The organism is Pseudomonas sp. MF08831 (assembly GCF_059862645.1).
Window position 1 is genome coordinate 171,309 of record NZ_JCBCUX010000011.1, and the last position, 15,953, is coordinate 187,261.

The following is a 15,953-nucleotide window of genomic DNA, read 5'->3' on the forward strand; positions in this document are numbered from 1 at the left end:
CCCATGCACACACGTATCGCGCTGTCCTGCTTGTCCCTCACGTTGCTCGCCTCCACCGCGCATGCCGCGCCCACGCTGTACCTGGGCATGAACGGCGGCACCATGGAGCGGGTGTACGCCGACAAGGTGCTGCCCGCGTTCGAGAAAGCCAATAACGTCAAGGTGGTGATCGTGCCCGGCACCTCGTCGGACATCCTCGCCAAGGTCCAGGCCAACAAAGACAACCCGCAAATGCACGTGATGTTCCTCGACGACGGCATCATGTACCGCGCCATCTCCATGGGCCTGTGCGACAAACTTGCACCGAGCGCGCCCCTGGACCAGATCCCGGCCAAGGCCAAAATCAAGGACGAAGCCGTGGCGGTAACCCTGGGCGTCACCGGCCTTGGCTACAACGCCAAGATGTTCAAGGAAAAAGGCTGGGCCGCACCCACCTCGTGGATGGACCTGGCCGACCCACGCTTCAAAGACAAGGTGGTGTTCCAGTCCCTGGCCTCCTCCACCTTCGGCCTGCACGGTTTCCTGATGTTCAACCGTATCCAGGGCGGCTCCGAAACAGACGTAGAACCGGGCTTCAAGGCCTGGCCGAAAACCATCGGCCCCAACGTGCTGGAATACATCGCCAGCTCGGCGAAGATTTCCGAGATGGTGCAAACCGACGAGGCGGCGATTTTCCCTCTGACGCCGACCCAGGTGACCACACAGAAACTGCTGGGCATCCCGATGGAATATGCGCAACCCAAGGAAGGCGCCGTGGTGCTCAATGTGGCCGAGTGCGTGATCGCGCGTAACGACCAGCCGGAATTGGCGCAGAAACTCGCAGCTTTCCTGCTGACCGCGCAAGCCCAGGCGCCGGCGTTGGAGGAAGGTGACCAGATCCCGTCGAACCCGACCACGCCGACCACCGATAAAACCCGCGCGCGGGTGGAGGCCATGCAGGGCTACTTGCAGACGGCGATTTCGATTGATTGGGACCAGGTGAATCAGGCGCGGCCGGAGTGGAACGCGCGGTGGAGTCGCTCGATCGAGCGCTGATGATCGTTCCCACGCGTGGGAACGATCACGGGGCAATCGGCAGTGCTCGCTTGTGCGCTGTCTTGCTGTAAGCGCCCTCAACAATCGCCCGCACCCGCTCACTCACTGGCTCGCCCATCAGGTACGCGTCGATCTCTGCATAAGAGCAGCCATAGGCATGCTCATCCAGCTTGCCCGGCGCCAATTCTTCGAGGTCGGCGGTCGGGTGTTTGTGCACCAGGTTCGCGGGAGCGCCGAGGGCCGTAGCCAACAGCCGAACCTGGGTTTTGGTCAGGCCCGACAGCGGTGCCAGGTCGCAGGCGCCGTCGCCGAATTTGGTGAAGAAGCCCATCAACGCTTCGGCGCCATGGTCGGTGCCGACCACCAAACCGTTGTGCAGGTTGGCCACGGCGTACTGCGCGATCATCCGCGTGCGCGCCTTGACGTTGCCTTTGACGAAGTCGACATGCGCGGCGCTGGCTTCGGTCGCGGTGAGGCTGGCCATCAGACCGTCAACGCTGGCGGCGATATTCAAGGTGTCGATGTGATCCGGCTTGATGAAACCCAAAGAGGCCTGGGCGTCGCTTTCATCGGCCTGGGTTTTGTACGGCAGGCGCATGGCGATAAAACGCGCGGCATAGTCTTCGGCACGCAGTTGCTCCACGGCCAACTGACACAGGCGCCCCGCCGTCAGGGAATCGACACCGCCGCTGATGCCCAGCACCAGCGCCTTGCAACCGGAGCTACGCAAGGTGCTTTTGATGAAAGCGATGCGCCGCTGAATCTCCTGCGGCTCGCCGCCCTTGACGAGCGCGCGGTTAATGTTCAGTTCTTGGGCGATACGTGCCTGAGTTTGCATATCACACCTCTCTATATGACGTGGATTGACCTGTGGGAGCGGGCTTGCCCGCGAAGACGGCGTGTCAGTCAACACCTTCAAGGCTGAGCCACCGCCTTCGGGAGCAAGCCCCCTCCCACAGAAAACACCTTCGCCGCGTACTGTAAAAACGAGGCGTCTTCACAGACGTTCTTGATCGGGTCATCGGAAAACTTCACCACCGGCTCACCGTGCACACGCACCAGTTTCATCACGATGCTCAACGGCTCCACACCCTCGACATCGCAGGCCAAGCTGGTGCCCATGCCGAAACCGAACCTGGCCTTGCCACGGATGTGTCGCAGGATCGGCAGGCATTTTTCGAAATTCAGGCCGTCGGAGAACATCAGGTCCTTGGTCATCGGGTCGATGCCCAGCTGCTTATAGCGCGCCAGGACTTTGTCGGCCCAGACGATGGGATCACCGGAGTCCTGGCGCAGGCCGTCGTAGAGCTTGGCGAAGTACAGGTCGAAATCCTTGAGGAAAAAATCGGTGCTGATGCAGTCGGTCAAGGCGATGCCGAGGCGACCGCGGTATTCGCGCACCCAGTTTTCCAATGCGGCGTTCTGGCTCTCGCGCAGGCGCCCCAGTTGCTGGTGCACCATCAGCCATTGGTGGGCCATGGTGCCGATCAGCGGCAGGTCGAATTCGTAGGCCAGGTGGGCGTTGCTGGTGCCGATGAACTGCCCGGGGAAGTCGCGGCGCATGATGTCCACCACTTCGCGCTGGGCCTTGAACGACAGGCGCCGACGTGTGGAAAAGTCCGAGACGCGCAGGTCGGCCAGCTCCTCACGGCTGAGGTTTTTTTCCAGCCAGTCGAACTTCTGGTAGAGCTTGCGGGTGACGTCTTCCAGGCTCACGTCGGGGTATTTGTCGCGGTTGCGCAATTCGCTGACCAACGCCAGCACCGGCTGCTCGAACATGATGCAGTGCAGCATCGGCCCGACCACGCGGATGTTCAGTTGGCCATCGACCTCGCTGACGTGGATGTAGCGCAGGTTGAAGCGGAACAGGCCCAGGAAGCGCTCGTAATCGGGGGTCAGGTATTCGCGAAAGCGTGGGTTGAACAGAAAACGCAGTTCGCCTTCGCGCATCTGCAGGCCGGCGAGTTTCTCCAGCTCGTCGCGCAATTGCGGAATCAGGTGACCGAGCTTTTCCTTGGCGCGGACGATGAAGTTGTATTCCACGTCGACATTCGGGTGCTGGTGCAGCACGGCCTGCATCATGGTGAAGGTGTAGTAGTCGGTGTCGAGCAAGCCCTGGATTACCGGGGAATCGTAGTCGTAGGCACTTTCCATGGTGTTTCTCCTTAGCGCGTGGCCATCGCGGCCAGTTCTTCGCGGGTGCTGCTGATGACAGCACCGGCCTTGAGCAACTCATTCACCGCCTGTACGCCGCCCTCCTCGCTGATACCTCGGCAGGCCGGCAAATGCACGACCACCTCCAGGCCAGCCTTGAGCAGTTGCAACGCGGTGGTCTTGACGCAGTAATCCAGGGCCAGGCCACCGACGATCACGCGGCGCACGCCTTGGGCGTTCAAATATTCGATGACGCCGGTCGACAGCTTGTCGTGCAGGTCGTGGTAGCAGGCACCGTAGGGGTGCAGATCGGGCTCGACGCCTTTCCAGATGAAGTAGTCGTAGTCATACGGCGTGGGCAATTCGTCCAGCAGCGTAAAACCCTCGGTGCCCGGCACACAGTGGCTGACCCAGGTGACATCGGCGTGGGCCAGCCCGGTGGGTTGCAGCATCTCACTGTGCTGGGTGACCACCCATGGGGCGTGCGGGGTGTGCGCGTCTTTGCTGCCGACACGGTGGCCGGCGAGGCTGGCCATGTAGTTGAGTTCGGCACCGATCTGGTCACCGCCCACCACCGGCAATTCGTCGGGGCACAGCGGCGTGAAGCTCTTCTGGGCGTCGACGTCGAATGAAGCAATGGCAGTTCTCAAGAGGGTCATGGTGATTCTCCGGTGGCCTGGAAACAAAAGTACACGTCATGTACTTTCATTGCAAGAAACATTTAGTTATCTATCCTGGAGCAAGTACATGACATCGCTGTTCGATCCGTTAGACTGTGCCCCACCGCTGTTCAGAAGGATGTCACATGCCACTTAGCGCCTACCTCCACACCGTCGACCTGTGCGTGTTGTTCTACTGCCGCGCCTCCGGGGAATTGAAGCTGCTGCTGAACAAGCGCGAAGCCGAGCCGTTTGCCGGGCATTGGGCGTTACCGGGCGTGGTGGTCAACGGCGGCGTGCAAGATCTGAGCCTCAAGGACGCCGTGGAGCGCTTGCGGGCCAGTGATAAGGTCGGCTTTGATCTGGCCTGGAGCGAGCAAGTCGGCACGGTGGGCGATGCGTTTCGCGACCCGCGCTGCTGGTCGTCGTCCACCTACTACCTGGCGATCGTGGCCGATGACGTGGCGTTGGGTGAGCATCAGGCCTGGTTTTCGCTGAATGCAGTGGCCGACGGCAGTATCAAGCTGCCGTTCGACCACAACCTGATCGTCGCCGCCGTGCAGGAGCGGCTGTTGTCCAAGTCGCTGTACAGCAACTTGCCGTTGATGTTTTTGGGCAACGAGTTCAGCGCGCCGCAAGCGACCACGATCTTCTCGCTGGTGCTGGCGCGGCCGGTGTTGAAGACCAGTATTCGCCAGCGTTTGTTGAAGCTGACTGAGGCGGGGTATTTGCGTGAGACGGGGCGCAAGAAGAATGGCGAAGGCGGCAGGCCCCAGGCGACGGTGGAGAACCTGAAGCCTGGGGAAGTGTATTTTTTTGATCGCAGTTTTGCTGACTGACTCGATATCACCAACAATGAAGATCAAATGTGGGAGCGGGCTTGCTCGCGAAAGCAGTGTGTCAGTCACCGGATGGATTAGCTGACCCACCGCATTCGCGAGCAAGCCCGCTCCCACATTTTTGATTGGTGCAAGGCGCTAGTTCATCCAGTTGCCGCCATCGACGTTATAGGTTTGGGCGACTACATAGTCGGCCTCTTTGGAAGCCAGGAAGATAGCCATCCCGGTCAAATCCTCTGCCGTGCCCATGCGCCCGAACGGCACTTCGGCCCCTACCCGCTTCTTCTTCTCGCCCGGCGCCAACCCTTCATGCTGGGCAAACAACGCGTCCACGCCATCCCAGTGCTCGCCGTCCACCACGCCTGGGGCAATGGCGTTGACGTTGATGCCCTGCTTGATCAGGTTCAGCCCCGCCGATTGCGTGAGGCTGATCACCGCCGCCTTGGTCGCACAATAGATCGCCACCAACGGCTCGCCCCGCCGCCCGGCCTGGCTGGCCATGTTGATGATCTTGCCGCCGTGGCCCTGGCTGATCATCTGTCGGGCGGCGGCCTGCAGGGTGAACAGCGTGCCGGCGACGTTGATCGAGAACAGGCGCTCATAGCTGTCGCGGGTAATGTCGACGATGGGCGCCAGGTCAAACAGCGCGGCGTTGTTGATCAGGATGTCGAGCTTGCCGGCATGGGCCACCACGGCGGCAATCGCGGCGTCGATGGAGGCCTGGTCGGTGACGTCCATCGCGACGGCATACGCCTGTGGGCCCAGCTCTGCGGCGGTGGCCAGGGCGCGTTGCAGGTTGATGTCGGCGATGGCTACCGTAGCGCCTTCGGCGATATACGCCTGGGCAAAGGCGCGACCGATGCCGCGCGCCGATCCGGTGATCAGCGCGCTCTTACCTTCGAGTCGTTTCATGGGGCTGTCCTGTAGAAATTATTTCGGGTAGCCGGCGCGTTTCATCTCGCGCTCGGTGGTGGACTGAGCTTCGAGCAGCGCCTGGTCAACCGTCATGCCGCCGGTCAGCGCCGCCGAAAACAGCTTGCCGACCGAGGTGCCGATGGCCTGGAATTCCGGAATGGTCACGTACTGAATGCCCACGTACGGCACCGGCTTGGCCGAGGGGTGCGCGGGGTCGGCGTGCTTCATCATTTCCAGGGTCACCTGGGCAAACGGCGCGGCCTTCAGGTAAGCCTCGCTGTAGGTGGACTGGCGGGTGCCCGGCGGTACGTTGGTGATGCCTTCCTTATCAGCGACCAGTTGGATGTAATCCTTGGACGTTGCCCAGGTGATGAACGCCTTGGCGGCGTCTTTGTGCTTGGAGGTCGCCGGAATCGCCAGGGACCAGGCGTAGAGCCAGGAAGAGCCTTTGTCGGTGACTTCGGTGGGGGCCGCAGCAAAACCTACGTCGTCGGCGACCTTGCTCTGGCTCTTGTCGGTGGTAAAGGAGCCGGCGACGCTGGCGTCGACCCAGATCGCGCACTTGCCGCTGTTGAACAGCGCCAGGGTTTCATTGAAGCCATTGCTGGAAACACCAGGCGGGCCGTAGTTCTTCAGGGTGTTGACGTAATAGTTGGCGGCGGCGGTCCACTCGGGGCTGGTCAGTTCCGGCTTCCACTGTTCGTCGAACCAGCGTGCGCCAAAGGCGTTGGCCATGGTGCTCAGCAGCGCGATGTTCTCGCCCCAGCCGGCCTTGCCGCGCAGGCACATGCCGTATTGGTCTTTGTCTTTGGCCGTGAGTTTGGCGGCGAACTCACCCAGCTGGGTCCAGGTGGGATGCGCGGGCATGCTCAGCCCGGCTTGCTTGAACAGGTCGGTGCGGTAGTAGGTGACCGTACTTTCGCCATAGAACGGCAAGGCGTACAGGGTGTTATCGACCGACAGGCCCTGGCGCACCGATGGGAAAATATCCTCGGCGTCGTAGTCGGCCGGCAGTTGGGTCAGGGGTTCCAGCCAGTGCTTGGCGCCCCATAACGGCGTCTCGTAGGTGCCGATGGTCAGCACGTCGAACTGGCCGCCCTGGGTGGCGATATCGGTGGTGAGGCGCTGGCGCAGCACGTTTTCTTCCAGTACCACCCAGTTGAGCTTGATGTCCGGGTGCTGGGCCTCAAAGACCTTGGACAGCCGTTGCATGCGGATCATGTCGCTGTTGTTGACGGTGGCGATGGTGACGGTGTCGGCGGCATAGCTGGGCAGGGCCAAGGCCAGGCCGGACAGCAGGAAAAGCGCTTGCGGGAGCTTTGACATGGCGGTATCCACCTGTTGTTTTTGTTGTCGAGCGCCGATTACAGCAGCTTGGCCAAGCCCTCACAAACGAATGGCGAATGCGCCACTGATACTTTTTTAACCCAGGCGCGCAGATCAAAAAAGTATCAGTGCCGAGCGAAACCGGGGGTAGCGCAGCCGCTGCCAACGCGGGTATTTTGCTGGAATTCCAGCCGTAAAAGAGGCATCACCATGCCCATCAGCCGCGCCAAACTGTTCGAGCACCGCCCCGCCGAACTCGAAGTCATCCTGCCCGAGCCGGACCACTGCTTTCGCTGGTTCGAACACGACTACCCCTATGACCTGGCGCGCTGGAACCACCACCCCGAGTTCGAAATTCACCTGATCCGCCAGGGCAGCGGCAAGTTGGTGGCCGGCGACTATATCGGCGCGTTCAGTGCCGGGCATGTCGCGCTGATCGGTCCGGACTTGCCCCACGACTGGATCGGCGACCTGGCCCCCGGTGAATACCTGACCGGGCGCGACGTGGTGCTGCAATTCGACGGCGCCGCCCTCCTCGCCCTGCGCAAAACCCTGCCGGAACTCGGCGACCTGCAACCGCTGTTCGAACACGCCCGGCGCGGCCTGCAATTCAGCGGCGACACCGCCGTGCACGCCGCGCGCTTGCTCGAAGACATCGGCAGCGCCCAAGGCCTGCAACGGCTGATCCTGTTCCTGCAACTGCTCGACACCCTGAAAAACGCCCCGGTGCCCAACGTGCAGGCGCTGGCCAGCCCCTGCTACGCCCCCACCCTGGACGCACGCAGCGCCGAGCGCATCAACAAAGCCTTCGATTACCTGATGAGGGAACTGACCGGCGACTTGCGCTTGTCCGTCATCGCGCAACAGCTGGACATGAGCGAGCCGGGCTTCTCGCGGTTTTTCAAACGCAACACCGGCCACGGTTTTATCGACCTGATGCGCAAGTTTCGCGTACAGCGCGCCTGCCGGCTGTTGCTGCAAAGCGACATGTCGGTGGCGGATATCTGTTTTGAAGTGGGCTACGCCAACCTGTCCAACTTCAACCGGCATTTTCGGATCGAGATGAACCAGACGCCGAGCGAGTATCGACGGGAGACGGCGATGCATTTGTTCAACCGGATCGAGAAAATGACACCCAGTCATTTTTGATCAAAGCGTCGACTAATTCTGCTTTTCTCCATTTTATTCAAGCCATTGAGCAAAGTTGGTACAGCCTGTGCAAACGTTTGCGGAACGAACTTGGTAGGCAAGTTCTCCTTTGCCCGAGGAATCGGGTCAAACCGCGTACGAATAGGGATTTTCCATGCACTCCACCTCAAGGCGTCCTGCTTCCTTTGGTGTTTCCTTGCTACTGGCCGCCGTTACGGGAGTACTCAGCGCACCCATTTTGGCGCAGGAAAAACCCGCCGATGACTCAGCACAGGGCGAAACCCTGGCCCCTGAAGCCAGCCCGACGAAAAAAGGCGCGTACCTGTCGGAATGGTTCAACCAGGACCTGACACTGATCGGCAGCAAAGACATCAGCTTCGGCCCCAAACCGCAGGATGACGTGTACCTGGAATACGAGTACTTCGGTCGCAAGGGCCCGTTCGAGTTGTATGGCTATATCGACGTGCCGAAAATTCTCGGTATCGGTAACAGTAATGACAAAGGCGCATGGGACCATGGCTCGCCGGTGTTCATGGAGCACGAGCCGCGCATCTCCATCGACTACCTGGCCGGTCGCAGCCTGGCCATCGGGCCGTTCAAGGAATGGTACGTGGCGTTTGACTGGATCTACGACCACGGCAGCAACAAGTCGAACCGCGCCAACACCCTGTACAGCGGCCTGGGCACCGACATCGACACGCACTCGCGGGTCAACCTGTCGGCCAACTTCTATGGGCGTTACCAGTGGGAAAACTATGGCGCGAGCAATGAATACCAGTGGGATGGCTACCGTGCGCAAATGAAGTACATCGTGCCCATCAGCAAGTTCGACAACGGCGCGTCGCTGACCTACATCGGCTTCACCAACTACGACTTCGGCTCGGACCTGCACAAGGACAACCCGGCACGTACCGCCAATTCGGTGGTGGCCACCAACGTGCTGCTGTACTCGTTCACCCACCTGCGTTTCACCCTGGTCGGCCGTTACTTTCACAACGGCGGCAACTGGGAGGACGGCAGCGAGCTTAATTTTGGCGAAGGCAACTTCCGCGCCCGCTCGGATGGCTGGGGCTACTACGCCGGTGTCGGCTACCAATTCTGATCAAGGAGTATTAGATGAACGCATTAACCCGTCTTTCGCTGGCCGTCGGCCTGGCTGTGTTGCCCCATGTGGTGCTGGCGGACACCGCGCCGATCAAGCCTAAAGTGATGCTGATCACCATGTTTGCCCCCGAGGCGCAAACCTGGATCGATCGCCTGGAACTCAAGCAGGAAGTGCGCGTGCCCGGCCTGTCCGCCGAATACCCGGTGATCCGCTGCAACACCCAGGACGTGTGCCTGCTGGTCACCGGCATGGGCCAAACCAACGCCGCCGCCTCCACCCTGGCATTGGCCTTGTCGCCCAAGTTCGACCTGCGCCAGAGCTATTTCCTGATTGCCGGGATTGCCGGCATCAGCCCCAAACACGGCACCATTGGCACCGCCGCCTGGGCGCATTACCTGGTGGAGTTCGGCACCCAGTGGGAAATCGACTCGCGCGATGCGCCTAAAGGCTGGCCGACCGGTTACATCGGCATCAACACCAAAGGCCCGAACGAGAAACCGCCGCTGGACTACAAAACCGAAGTGTTTGAGCTCAACCCCAAGCTGCAAGCCAAGGCGTTTGCCCTGTCGCACAAGGTTGAGTTGAGCGAAAGCAAGGAATCCACCGCCTGGCGCAAACACTACCCGGCGGCCCCGGCCAATCAGCCGCCGCAAGTGACCCAATGTGACACCGTGGCCGGCAACACCTGGTTCTCCGGTACACGTCTGAGCGAGCGCGCCGAGGTCTGGACCAAGCTGCTCACCGACAACAAAGGCGAGTACTGCACCACTCAGCAGGAAGACAACTCCACCTATGAAGCCCTGCTGCGCGCCAGCCGCGAAGGGTTGGTGGATATCCAGCGCCTGGCCGTGGTGCGTGCCGGGTCCGATTTCGACCGGCCGTACCCTGGCTACAGCGAGGTGGACAACCTGCTGAAATATGCCGACCAAGGCGGGTTTGTGCCGGCGTTGGAAAACCTGTATCGCACGGGCAATCCGCTGGTACAGGCGATTCTCAAGAACTGGTCCGCCTGGGAAAAAGGCGTCCCCGAAGCCTGATACAAATCAAACTGTGGGAGCGGGCTTGCCCGCGATAGCGATCTGTCAGTCCGAGAGTGGTTGACTGATGCGTCGCCATCGCAGGCAAGCCAGCTCCCACATTTTTTCGACCGTGTTAACAATCCTTATGCCGTCGGATGGGCCACATTCAGCGCCTTATCCACCAACAGCTGCACCCCATCCAGCATCCGGCAGATGCCCAGCGCGACATTACGTTGCGACCCTTCGATTTCAAACGCCATATGGTGAGCAATCTCGCTGATGGACGCCAAATCCTGGGAAGCATTGACCAGCAAGGTTTCTGTGCCCAGATCGGCGCGCACGGTGAAGAGCCCGTCGGCAGCTTCGGGGATGGGTTTTGCGGGGTTGAGGTAGTGGTTGATCGCGCGGTAGGCCACTTCGTGCAGGGTGCTGGTATCGAAGTCTGGTTGGCCTGGGGGATTTGGGCTGTCTTTGATCATGGTGGAACTCCGTCGACAAGTGGAGCTGCCAACGCTCGCGGTCAAGCGAGTTAAGGTGGCAGCTGTACGCGGGTTGACCGACCGGTTGTCAACGAACCCGGCATACCCAAAGGTATCCCGCGCACAACTGCCGCGACACCATACCTCAGGCATAAAAAAAACGCCTGAGATAGGTACAGGGCGTAGCGTTTCGTTAACAAGGTCGGACGGTCAAATCCGGCCGCTGAATGGGCAGCGACGGCAGTGAGGTTAGTCAACGCCCTTCCGAGCGACAACCTGAAACCCTTGTGGGAAACGTCTGATCGAGCGCGCCTCCTGAAGCCCAATGAGGATCAAAATGTGGGAGCGGGCTTGCCCGCGATGGCGGCCTATCAGGTAAAAAATTGTGGGCTGACTCACCGCTGTCGCAGCATAGGTATCTACACATGTTTTTTACGAATTTAGTTCTGTGGGGGTTGCGGGGGCCGCTGGGTACATATCCGTTGTTTGGGTGATGGCGGATATGGGTTCCGCTCTTACAGCGGGTCACTTTTGGAAAAGAGCCCCAAAAGTAACCAAAAGGGCTCTTGCCCCACCACTCGGCACCTCGCTCACGCTTCGGTGTGCCCTCATGCAGGCTTTGGAGCGGGGGCCGCCGCGATGGGCCATCCATGGCCCAGCGCGGCTAAACCGGCGTCCTGCCGGTTTACCCCCGCTCCAAAACCTGCGTTCGGCCAGCGTGGTTTAACGGGGCGCCTAAGATCAAGATCACAAGCAGATCAAGATCAAAAGCCGAGCACGGCGGCCTAGTAGCCGACCTGAGTGGTTAGATCAAAAGCAAGAGCGAGGCGGCCTGACAGCCGACCTGATGTTGGAAACTGAACTCGGTTGAATTGTGGGAGGGGGCTTGCCCCCGATGTCGGTGTGTCAGTCAGCTTATTCTTAACTGACCCACCGCATTCGCGAGCAAGCCCGCTCCCACATTTTGAGCCCAGTACATCAGGTAGATGTGTGTACTCGGTCAAAGGTGGGAGCTGGCTTGCCTGCGATGGCATCAACTGGTTATGCCTGATGTACCGAAGTGTCTGCATCGCAGGCAAGCCAGCTCCCACAGAAAAACAGCTCTGCCTTTGCCCTGTTTTTGCCCTGTTTTTGCCCTGCTTTTGCTTCAACCACTCAGGTCGGCTACCAGGCCGCCGTGCTCTGCTCTTGATCTTGATCTGCTTTTGACTTTGATCTGACAGGCCCCGTCAACCACGCTGGCCGAACGCAGGCTTGAATCCGTGGGTAACCCGGCAGGACGCCGGGTTAGCCGTGTTGGGCCATGGATGGCCCGTCACGGCGGCCCACGGATTCAAGCCGGAGTGCGGGCATGTCGAGCCTAAGCGAGGCACCGAGTGGTGGGGCAAAGACCTTTTGGTTACTTTTGGGGCGTTTGCCAAAAGTGACCCGCTGTAAGAGCGGAACCATAAGCGGCCGTTACCGCAGCAACGGATATGTACTCAAACCAAGGTGACGCCATCCCAGGCAAGCCAACGCCCACATTGGCGAGTGAGTTAAGGCACAAAGATGATCTTGTCCGCACTGCCCGTGTTCACTTCTTCGTAGCACTGCACGCCATCCGCCAACGCCACTTCGCGCAAGCCAGTGGGCAACGGCAACGACCCCTCATCAAAGAAGCGCCCGAACTGCTCCAACATCACCGCGCACTGCTCGCAGTTGTAGAGTAACGAGTTGATCCCCACCACCGAACCGCCTTTGCGATACAGCGCCAGGGCCGGCAGTTGCACATGCCCATCCACCGGCGCGGCGATGATTGCGATGCGGCCGAACGGCGCCAAACCAGCAACAGACGCCGGCAACCAGAAACCGGTGGTGTCGAAAATCACATCCGCGCCGCCCTTGAACACGGCATTAACCTGCGCGCCCAACTCTTGCGGGTTGCCCAGCGTGATCGCGTCAAACCCTTGGGCTTGCAGCACCTCAACCTGATCAGCCTTGCGCACCGCCGCCAATACCTGCGCACCCCGGATTTTCGCCAATGCCAAGGCCGCGCTGCCCACGGCGCCATTGGCGCCAATCACCAACAACCGCGTGCCTTTAACCACACCGCTGCGCTCCAGCGCATCCCAAGCGGTGGTGTACGGCACACCGAGGCTGGCGGCCTGGGCAAAACTCAAATGCGTTGGCTTATGCGCCACACCCTTGGCCGACACGGTGAGGTATTGAGCGTGGGAACCATCGGCGAAAAAGCCGAGGTCGCGCCCGGTGCCCCACACCTCTTGACCGACCAGTGCCTGCGGCCCCTCGACCACAACCCCGGCAAAATCCCGGCCGGGAATACGCGGCAATGTGGTGTATGGGAAACGACCGAGCACGTTCTTGACGTCGCTGGGGTTCAGGCCGGCAGCCTTGATTTGCACCAGTACTTCACCGGCAGCCGGCACCGGCTTGGCGACGTCAACGAAACTCAGGGCGGCGAGGTCGCCGGTGGCGGAAAATTGCAGTGCTTTCATGGCCAATATCCATCGAAGGGAAAAAGGGAATCAGGACAACCAACCGCTGACCCACTCGCGCCCCATGGGCCAGAGTTTCTCGCCGAGCAACATGCCCATCAGGCCCACCAGGGCAATGGCGGGCGGCGCGGGTGAGCGGAAGTCCAAGGCGCCGTAGATCACGCCGACAAACAGGCCGATGGCGAGGGAAAGCAGGTAGTTCATGAGGACGGCGCCTTGTAGGTTGATGCGCTCAGTGTAGTGAGCGCCTGCCTGAAGCATCGGCCAAGTGCTTCAGGATTTCGGCCAAACCCTCAACCTGTGTAGTGCGACGGCGCCACGCCAAGTTCACGCCGGAACATGTCGCTGAAGCTGCTGGGCGAATAGCCCAGAGACCGCGCAATGCCACTCACCGACTGGCCCTGGATCAGCTCCGCCACCGCCGTGGCCAGTTGCACTTGGCGGCGCCATTCGGCAAAGCCCATGCCCAGGTGGTTCTGGAACAGCCGCGCCAGGGTGCGCACGCTGGCACCGGCGGCCTCGGCGTGTTGCTCGAACGGGACCTCCAGCGACGGCGCCGCCATCACCGCCTGGCAGGCGTTGATCAAGCGACGGTCGGCGCCCACCGGCATGGCGATGCGGATCTGCGAACGACGGGCCCGCTGCAATTCCAGCAGGGCCAGGCCGACGACGGCGTCGTAGTAGGCCGTATCGCCGTTGTCGCCCTGGTCGACCAAGGTGACGATCAGCTCGCGCAACAGCCCGCCGACTTCAATCACCTGCACCTGGCTGTCCAGCGTCGCCGCCAGGGCCGGGCGCAGGTAGATATTGCGCATCTGCAGGTCCGAGACCACGCGGATGCCATGTTCCACGCCCGGCGGCAGCCACACCGCGCGCTGGGGCGGCACAACCAGCGCTTCGCGAGGCGTTTCGACCCACATCACGCCGCTCATGGCGTAGAGCAACTGGCCCCAGTCGTGGCTGTGGGGCTCGACGTACAACCCACGCGGGTAGGTGCGCGCCAGGGGTTGCACGGGCACGGCGTGATCACTGAGGTCGGGGGGCGCGGCCAGGGCCATGGGCTACACATCATCAAGGGTGAGCCGCCATGGTAATGACCGGCGCCCCACAATCCGAGTGAATTTTTGCTGCCCGCAACGATCACTTGCTTACACCTTGAGAGTAGGGAGCTCTAACAATGGACGGATCAGAACCGGTCAATGGCAAGGCGCGCATCGACTACACCCAGGACACTTTATTCGGACCGATGTCCAAGCATGCCGAGTGCCAGGTGAGTGTTCAGCGCACACCGGAGCGCACAGTGCTGCGGGTGTTCCAGCCGCTGCCGGATGATCTGCACGCGGCGCAAACCGTGGTGTTTGCGCTCCAGGGACGGCGGATCAGCGCGGTGGTCAAAGGCCGTCAGCGCCTGGCCGACCACAGCGTCAGGTTCGAACTCAAACCCCACTAAAAAGAGGCCGGTAACACCGGCCTCCCGCCAACACGCTTAGCCGTGAGCCGACTTGGCGCACTCACAGCCCGTTGGCGCCATACACGGCTCACCATGGGCATGGTGCTCGGCACAGCCTTGGCAGCAATAGCCTTTACCGTCCTTCATTACCGCGTCGGCGCCCAGTACACATTTGCAGTGTGGGCAAGCACAGGTTTTATCTGGCATGGTCAGACTCCTTTTCATGGTCGTCCAAGTGCTGCGAACGCAGCACCTTAAGCAATGACTCCCGGCAACGCAGCAAGGTTCAGCCCGTTAATCGGCCTGACGGGTATTGCTGCGGTACATGAACACCAGCGCCAGCGCCAGACAGAGCATCGCCACGATACGGCTGCCCGACAGTTCGATCGCCGGGTTACCCAGCCAGCCGAAGTTGTCGATCAGCATGCCCATGCCCAACTGCCCGACGATCACCGCCACCGTTGCCACCGCCGTGCCGACGATGGGCACCGCGCCAACCATCACCATCATGTACACCACGCCGAACAACGCGCCGGTCAGTTGCCACTTGGGCACCTCGAGCAAGCTGACGGCCTGGGCCGGCTCGAAAAAGAAAATCAACAGCGCCGTGGTCATGGCGCCCACCGCAAAGGTCAGCAAGCTGCTGCGCAATACGCCCACTGCCTGGCCCAGGCGGCCGTTAATGGCCGCTTGCACACTCAGTACCGCACCGGCGGCAATCACCAGTACCAACAACAGAATCAGATTCATCGCCTTACCCTCGTGCAATCAGAACAAGTGCCGCCACAATCAGCGCCAACGCAATCCAGCGCTCTCCATTGACCCGCTTGGGTGCCGTGCCAAACCAGCCGAAATGGTCGATCAACACACTCTTGCCCACCTGGCCCGAGAGGATCGCGATCATGGTCATGGCGATACCGATATGCGGCGTGGCCAACGTCAACACCACCACATACATCGGCCCCAGGAAGCCGCCGATCAACTGCCAGCGTGGCAGGTCGGTCAGCGCCGGGCCTTTTTGCGGGCCGCTGAACAGCAACAGCAAAAACAGGATCGCCGTGCCCACGCCGAAAATGCTCAAGGTCGCCCACAAGTGGCCTACCTGTACGCCCAGCGGCCCGAGCAACCCGGCCTCCACCGACAGGCCCATGCCCGCCAAAATCACCAACGGCAACAACGACAGCCGTAGAAGGTTTTTCTTCGGCGTGGCCTGAGCCACACCCTCGATCGAACTTGCCTGCATACATCACCTGCGCTTCAAGAAGTAGACATGGCGCGCATTATCCGGTGGCCGTGCTGTGCGATAAATGGGAGCATGCGGATAACAC

18 protein-coding genes are annotated in these 15,953 nt (G+C 61.0%); 6 read left to right on the forward strand and 12 right to left on the reverse strand.

Annotated elements, in window-relative coordinates:
- The first annotated feature begins 3 nt into the window (after window positions 1-3).
- Window positions 4-1,035: an ABC transporter substrate-binding protein gene (locus AC19YS_RS22110; RefSeq protein ID WP_179608471.1), complete on the forward strand. Its 1,032-nt coding sequence runs from the start codon at window positions 4-6 to the stop codon at window positions 1,033-1,035.
- Window positions 1,036-1,060: 25 nt separating this feature from the next.
- Here the strand turns inward: AC19YS_RS22110 and nadE are convergent, their stop codons facing one another.
- The 3 genes from nadE to AC19YS_RS22125 form a co-directional block, all read right to left on the reverse strand.
- Window positions 1,061-1,873: an NAD(+) synthase gene (gene nadE / locus AC19YS_RS22115; protein WP_200623719.1), complete on the reverse strand. Its 813-nt coding sequence runs from the start codon at window positions 1,871-1,873 to the stop codon at window positions 1,061-1,063.
- A 77-nt stretch (window positions 1,874-1,950) separates the two neighbouring features.
- The gene (pncB, locus tag AC19YS_RS22120) at window positions 1,951-3,189 is read right to left on the reverse strand and encodes a nicotinate phosphoribosyltransferase (protein ID WP_200623718.1); all 1,239 of its coding nucleotides are present in this window, start codon (window positions 3,187-3,189) and stop codon (window positions 1,951-1,953) included.
- Window positions 3,190-3,200: 11 nt separating this feature from the next.
- The gene (locus AC19YS_RS22125) at window positions 3,201-3,848 is read right to left on the reverse strand and encodes a nicotinamidase (protein WP_200623717.1); all 648 of its coding nucleotides are present in this window, start codon (window positions 3,846-3,848) and stop codon (window positions 3,201-3,203) included.
- A gap of 146 nt (window positions 3,849-3,994) precedes the next feature.
- Between AC19YS_RS22125 and AC19YS_RS22130 the strand changes: the two genes are divergently transcribed.
- Window positions 3,995-4,687, forward strand: a complete 693-nt coding sequence (locus AC19YS_RS22130; RefSeq protein ID WP_106579640.1) for an NUDIX hydrolase — start codon at window positions 3,995-3,997, stop codon at window positions 4,685-4,687.
- Between the two features lie 138 nt (window positions 4,688-4,825).
- On the opposite strand, the gene AC19YS_RS22135 is transcribed toward AC19YS_RS22130, so the two are convergent.
- Window positions 4,826-5,599: an L-iditol 2-dehydrogenase gene (locus AC19YS_RS22135; RefSeq protein WP_124417757.1), complete on the reverse strand. Its 774-nt coding sequence runs from the start codon at window positions 5,597-5,599 to the stop codon at window positions 4,826-4,828.
- A gap of 18 nt (window positions 5,600-5,617) precedes the next feature.
- Entirely contained in the window at window positions 5,618-6,928 is a 1,311-nt protein-coding gene (locus tag AC19YS_RS22140) for an ABC transporter substrate-binding protein (protein WP_119736023.1), read from the reverse strand.
- Between the two features lie 210 nt (window positions 6,929-7,138).
- On the opposite strand from AC19YS_RS22140, the gene AC19YS_RS22145 reads away from it, so the two are divergent.
- The 3 genes from AC19YS_RS22145 to AC19YS_RS22155 all read left to right on the forward strand — a co-directional run bounded on the left by AC19YS_RS22145 (window position 7,139) and on the right by AC19YS_RS22155 (window position 10,219).
- Window positions 7,139-8,077 carry an AraC family transcriptional regulator gene (locus tag AC19YS_RS22145; protein ID WP_169366981.1) on the forward strand — a complete coding sequence of 313 codons (939 nt, stop codon included), beginning with the start codon at window positions 7,139-7,141 and terminating at the stop codon, window positions 8,075-8,077.
- A 154-nt stretch (window positions 8,078-8,231) separates the two neighbouring features.
- A complete protein-coding gene (locus AC19YS_RS22150; protein ID WP_169366982.1) occupies window positions 8,232-9,179 on the forward strand; it encodes a nucleoside-specific channel-forming protein Tsx in 948 nt (315 codons plus the stop codon).
- A gap of 14 nt (window positions 9,180-9,193) precedes the next feature.
- The gene (locus AC19YS_RS22155) at window positions 9,194-10,219 is read left to right on the forward strand and encodes a purine-nucleoside phosphorylase (RefSeq protein WP_106579635.1); all 1,026 of its coding nucleotides are present in this window, start codon (window positions 9,194-9,196) and stop codon (window positions 10,217-10,219) included.
- 125 nt (window positions 10,220-10,344) lie between these two features.
- On the opposite strand, the gene AC19YS_RS22160 is transcribed toward AC19YS_RS22155, so the two are convergent.
- The 4 genes from AC19YS_RS22160 to AC19YS_RS22175 all read right to left on the reverse strand — a co-directional run bounded on the left by AC19YS_RS22160 (window position 10,345) and on the right by AC19YS_RS22175 (window position 14,233).
- Window positions 10,345-10,680, reverse strand: a complete 336-nt coding sequence (locus AC19YS_RS22160) for a DUF6124 family protein (RefSeq protein WP_500602667.1) — start codon at window positions 10,678-10,680, stop codon at window positions 10,345-10,347.
- A gap of 1,535 nt (window positions 10,681-12,215) precedes the next feature.
- The gene (locus AC19YS_RS22165) at window positions 12,216-13,175 is read right to left on the reverse strand and encodes a quinone oxidoreductase family protein (RefSeq protein ID WP_500602669.1); all 960 of its coding nucleotides are present in this window, start codon (window positions 13,173-13,175) and stop codon (window positions 12,216-12,218) included.
- A 30-nt stretch (window positions 13,176-13,205) separates the two neighbouring features.
- Entirely contained in the window at window positions 13,206-13,379 is a 174-nt protein-coding gene (locus AC19YS_RS22170) for a DUF1427 family protein (RefSeq protein ID WP_106579632.1), read from the reverse strand.
- Window positions 13,380-13,468: 89 nt separating this feature from the next.
- A complete protein-coding gene (locus AC19YS_RS22175) occupies window positions 13,469-14,233 on the reverse strand; it encodes an AraC family transcriptional regulator (protein WP_124417763.1) in 765 nt (254 codons plus the stop codon).
- Between the two features lie 119 nt (window positions 14,234-14,352).
- On the opposite strand from AC19YS_RS22175, the gene AC19YS_RS22180 reads away from it, so the two are divergent.
- Window positions 14,353-14,625, forward strand: a complete 273-nt coding sequence (locus tag AC19YS_RS22180) for a hypothetical protein (protein ID WP_179677237.1) — start codon at window positions 14,353-14,355, stop codon at window positions 14,623-14,625.
- A 36-nt stretch (window positions 14,626-14,661) separates the two neighbouring features.
- Here the strand turns inward: AC19YS_RS22180 and AC19YS_RS22185 are convergent, their stop codons facing one another.
- From AC19YS_RS22185 to AC19YS_RS22195, 3 genes are all read right to left on the reverse strand, one after another.
- Window positions 14,662-14,832 (reverse strand): metallothionein, encoded by a 171-nt coding sequence (locus AC19YS_RS22185; RefSeq protein ID WP_106579629.1) that lies wholly within the window; start codon window positions 14,830-14,832, stop codon window positions 14,662-14,664.
- A gap of 87 nt (window positions 14,833-14,919) precedes the next feature.
- Complete coding sequence (locus AC19YS_RS22190) at window positions 14,920-15,375, reverse strand: DMT family transporter (RefSeq protein ID WP_200623715.1); 456 nt, start codon at window positions 15,373-15,375, stop codon at window positions 14,920-14,922.
- Between the two features lie 4 nt (window positions 15,376-15,379).
- The gene (locus AC19YS_RS22195; protein WP_200623714.1) at window positions 15,380-15,868 is read right to left on the reverse strand and encodes a DMT family transporter; all 489 of its coding nucleotides are present in this window, start codon (window positions 15,866-15,868) and stop codon (window positions 15,380-15,382) included.
- Window positions 15,869-15,953: the final 85 nt, after the last annotated feature.

What these genes read in the sequence shown, in the direction of transcription:
- AC19YS_RS22160 (WP_500602667.1), bottom strand. Translation starts at nt 10,680, where the DNA reads ATGATCAAAGACAGCCCAAATCCCCCAGGCCAACCAGACTTCGATACC.
- AC19YS_RS22130 (WP_106579640.1), top strand. Translation starts at nt 3,995, where the DNA reads ATGCCACTTAGCGCCTACCTCCACACCGTCGACCTGTGCGTGTTGTTC.
- AC19YS_RS22155 (WP_106579635.1), top strand. Translation starts at nt 9,194, where the DNA reads ATGAACGCATTAACCCGTCTTTCGCTGGCCGTCGGCCTGGCTGTGTTG.
- nadE (WP_200623719.1), bottom strand. Translation starts at nt 1,873, where the DNA reads ATGCAAACTCAGGCACGTATCGCCCAAGAACTGAACATTAACCGCGCG.
- AC19YS_RS22195 (WP_200623714.1), bottom strand. Translation starts at nt 15,868, where the DNA reads ATGCAGGCAAGTTCGATCGAGGGTGTGGCTCAGGCCACGCCGAAGAAA.
- AC19YS_RS22150 (WP_169366982.1), top strand. Translation starts at nt 8,232, where the DNA reads ATGCACTCCACCTCAAGGCGTCCTGCTTCCTTTGGTGTTTCCTTGCTA.
- AC19YS_RS22140 (WP_119736023.1), bottom strand. Translation starts at nt 6,928, where the DNA reads ATGTCAAAGCTCCCGCAAGCGCTTTTCCTGCTGTCCGGCCTGGCCTTG.
- AC19YS_RS22175 (WP_124417763.1), bottom strand. Translation starts at nt 14,233, where the DNA reads ATGGCCCTGGCCGCGCCCCCCGACCTCAGTGATCACGCCGTGCCCGTG.
- AC19YS_RS22165 (WP_500602669.1), bottom strand. Translation starts at nt 13,175, where the DNA reads ATGAAAGCACTGCAATTTTCCGCCACCGGCGACCTCGCCGCCCTGAGT.
- AC19YS_RS22190 (WP_200623715.1), bottom strand. Translation starts at nt 15,375, where the DNA reads ATGAATCTGATTCTGTTGTTGGTACTGGTGATTGCCGCCGGTGCGGTA.
- AC19YS_RS22110 (WP_179608471.1), top strand. Translation starts at nt 4, where the DNA reads ATGCACACACGTATCGCGCTGTCCTGCTTGTCCCTCACGTTGCTCGCC.
- AC19YS_RS22180 (WP_179677237.1), top strand. Translation starts at nt 14,353, where the DNA reads ATGGACGGATCAGAACCGGTCAATGGCAAGGCGCGCATCGACTACACC.
- AC19YS_RS22185 (WP_106579629.1), bottom strand. Translation starts at nt 14,832, where the DNA reads ATGCCAGATAAAACCTGTGCTTGCCCACACTGCAAATGTGTACTGGGC.
- AC19YS_RS22125 (WP_200623717.1), bottom strand. Translation starts at nt 3,848, where the DNA reads ATGACCCTCTTGAGAACTGCCATTGCTTCATTCGACGTCGACGCCCAG.
- AC19YS_RS22135 (WP_124417757.1), bottom strand. Translation starts at nt 5,599, where the DNA reads ATGAAACGACTCGAAGGTAAGAGCGCGCTGATCACCGGATCGGCGCGC.
- AC19YS_RS22145 (WP_169366981.1), top strand. Translation starts at nt 7,139, where the DNA reads ATGCCCATCAGCCGCGCCAAACTGTTCGAGCACCGCCCCGCCGAACTC.
- AC19YS_RS22170 (WP_106579632.1), bottom strand. Translation starts at nt 13,379, where the DNA reads ATGAACTACCTGCTTTCCCTCGCCATCGGCCTGTTTGTCGGCGTGATC.
- pncB (WP_200623718.1), bottom strand. Translation starts at nt 3,189, where the DNA reads ATGGAAAGTGCCTACGACTACGATTCCCCGGTAATCCAGGGCTTGCTC.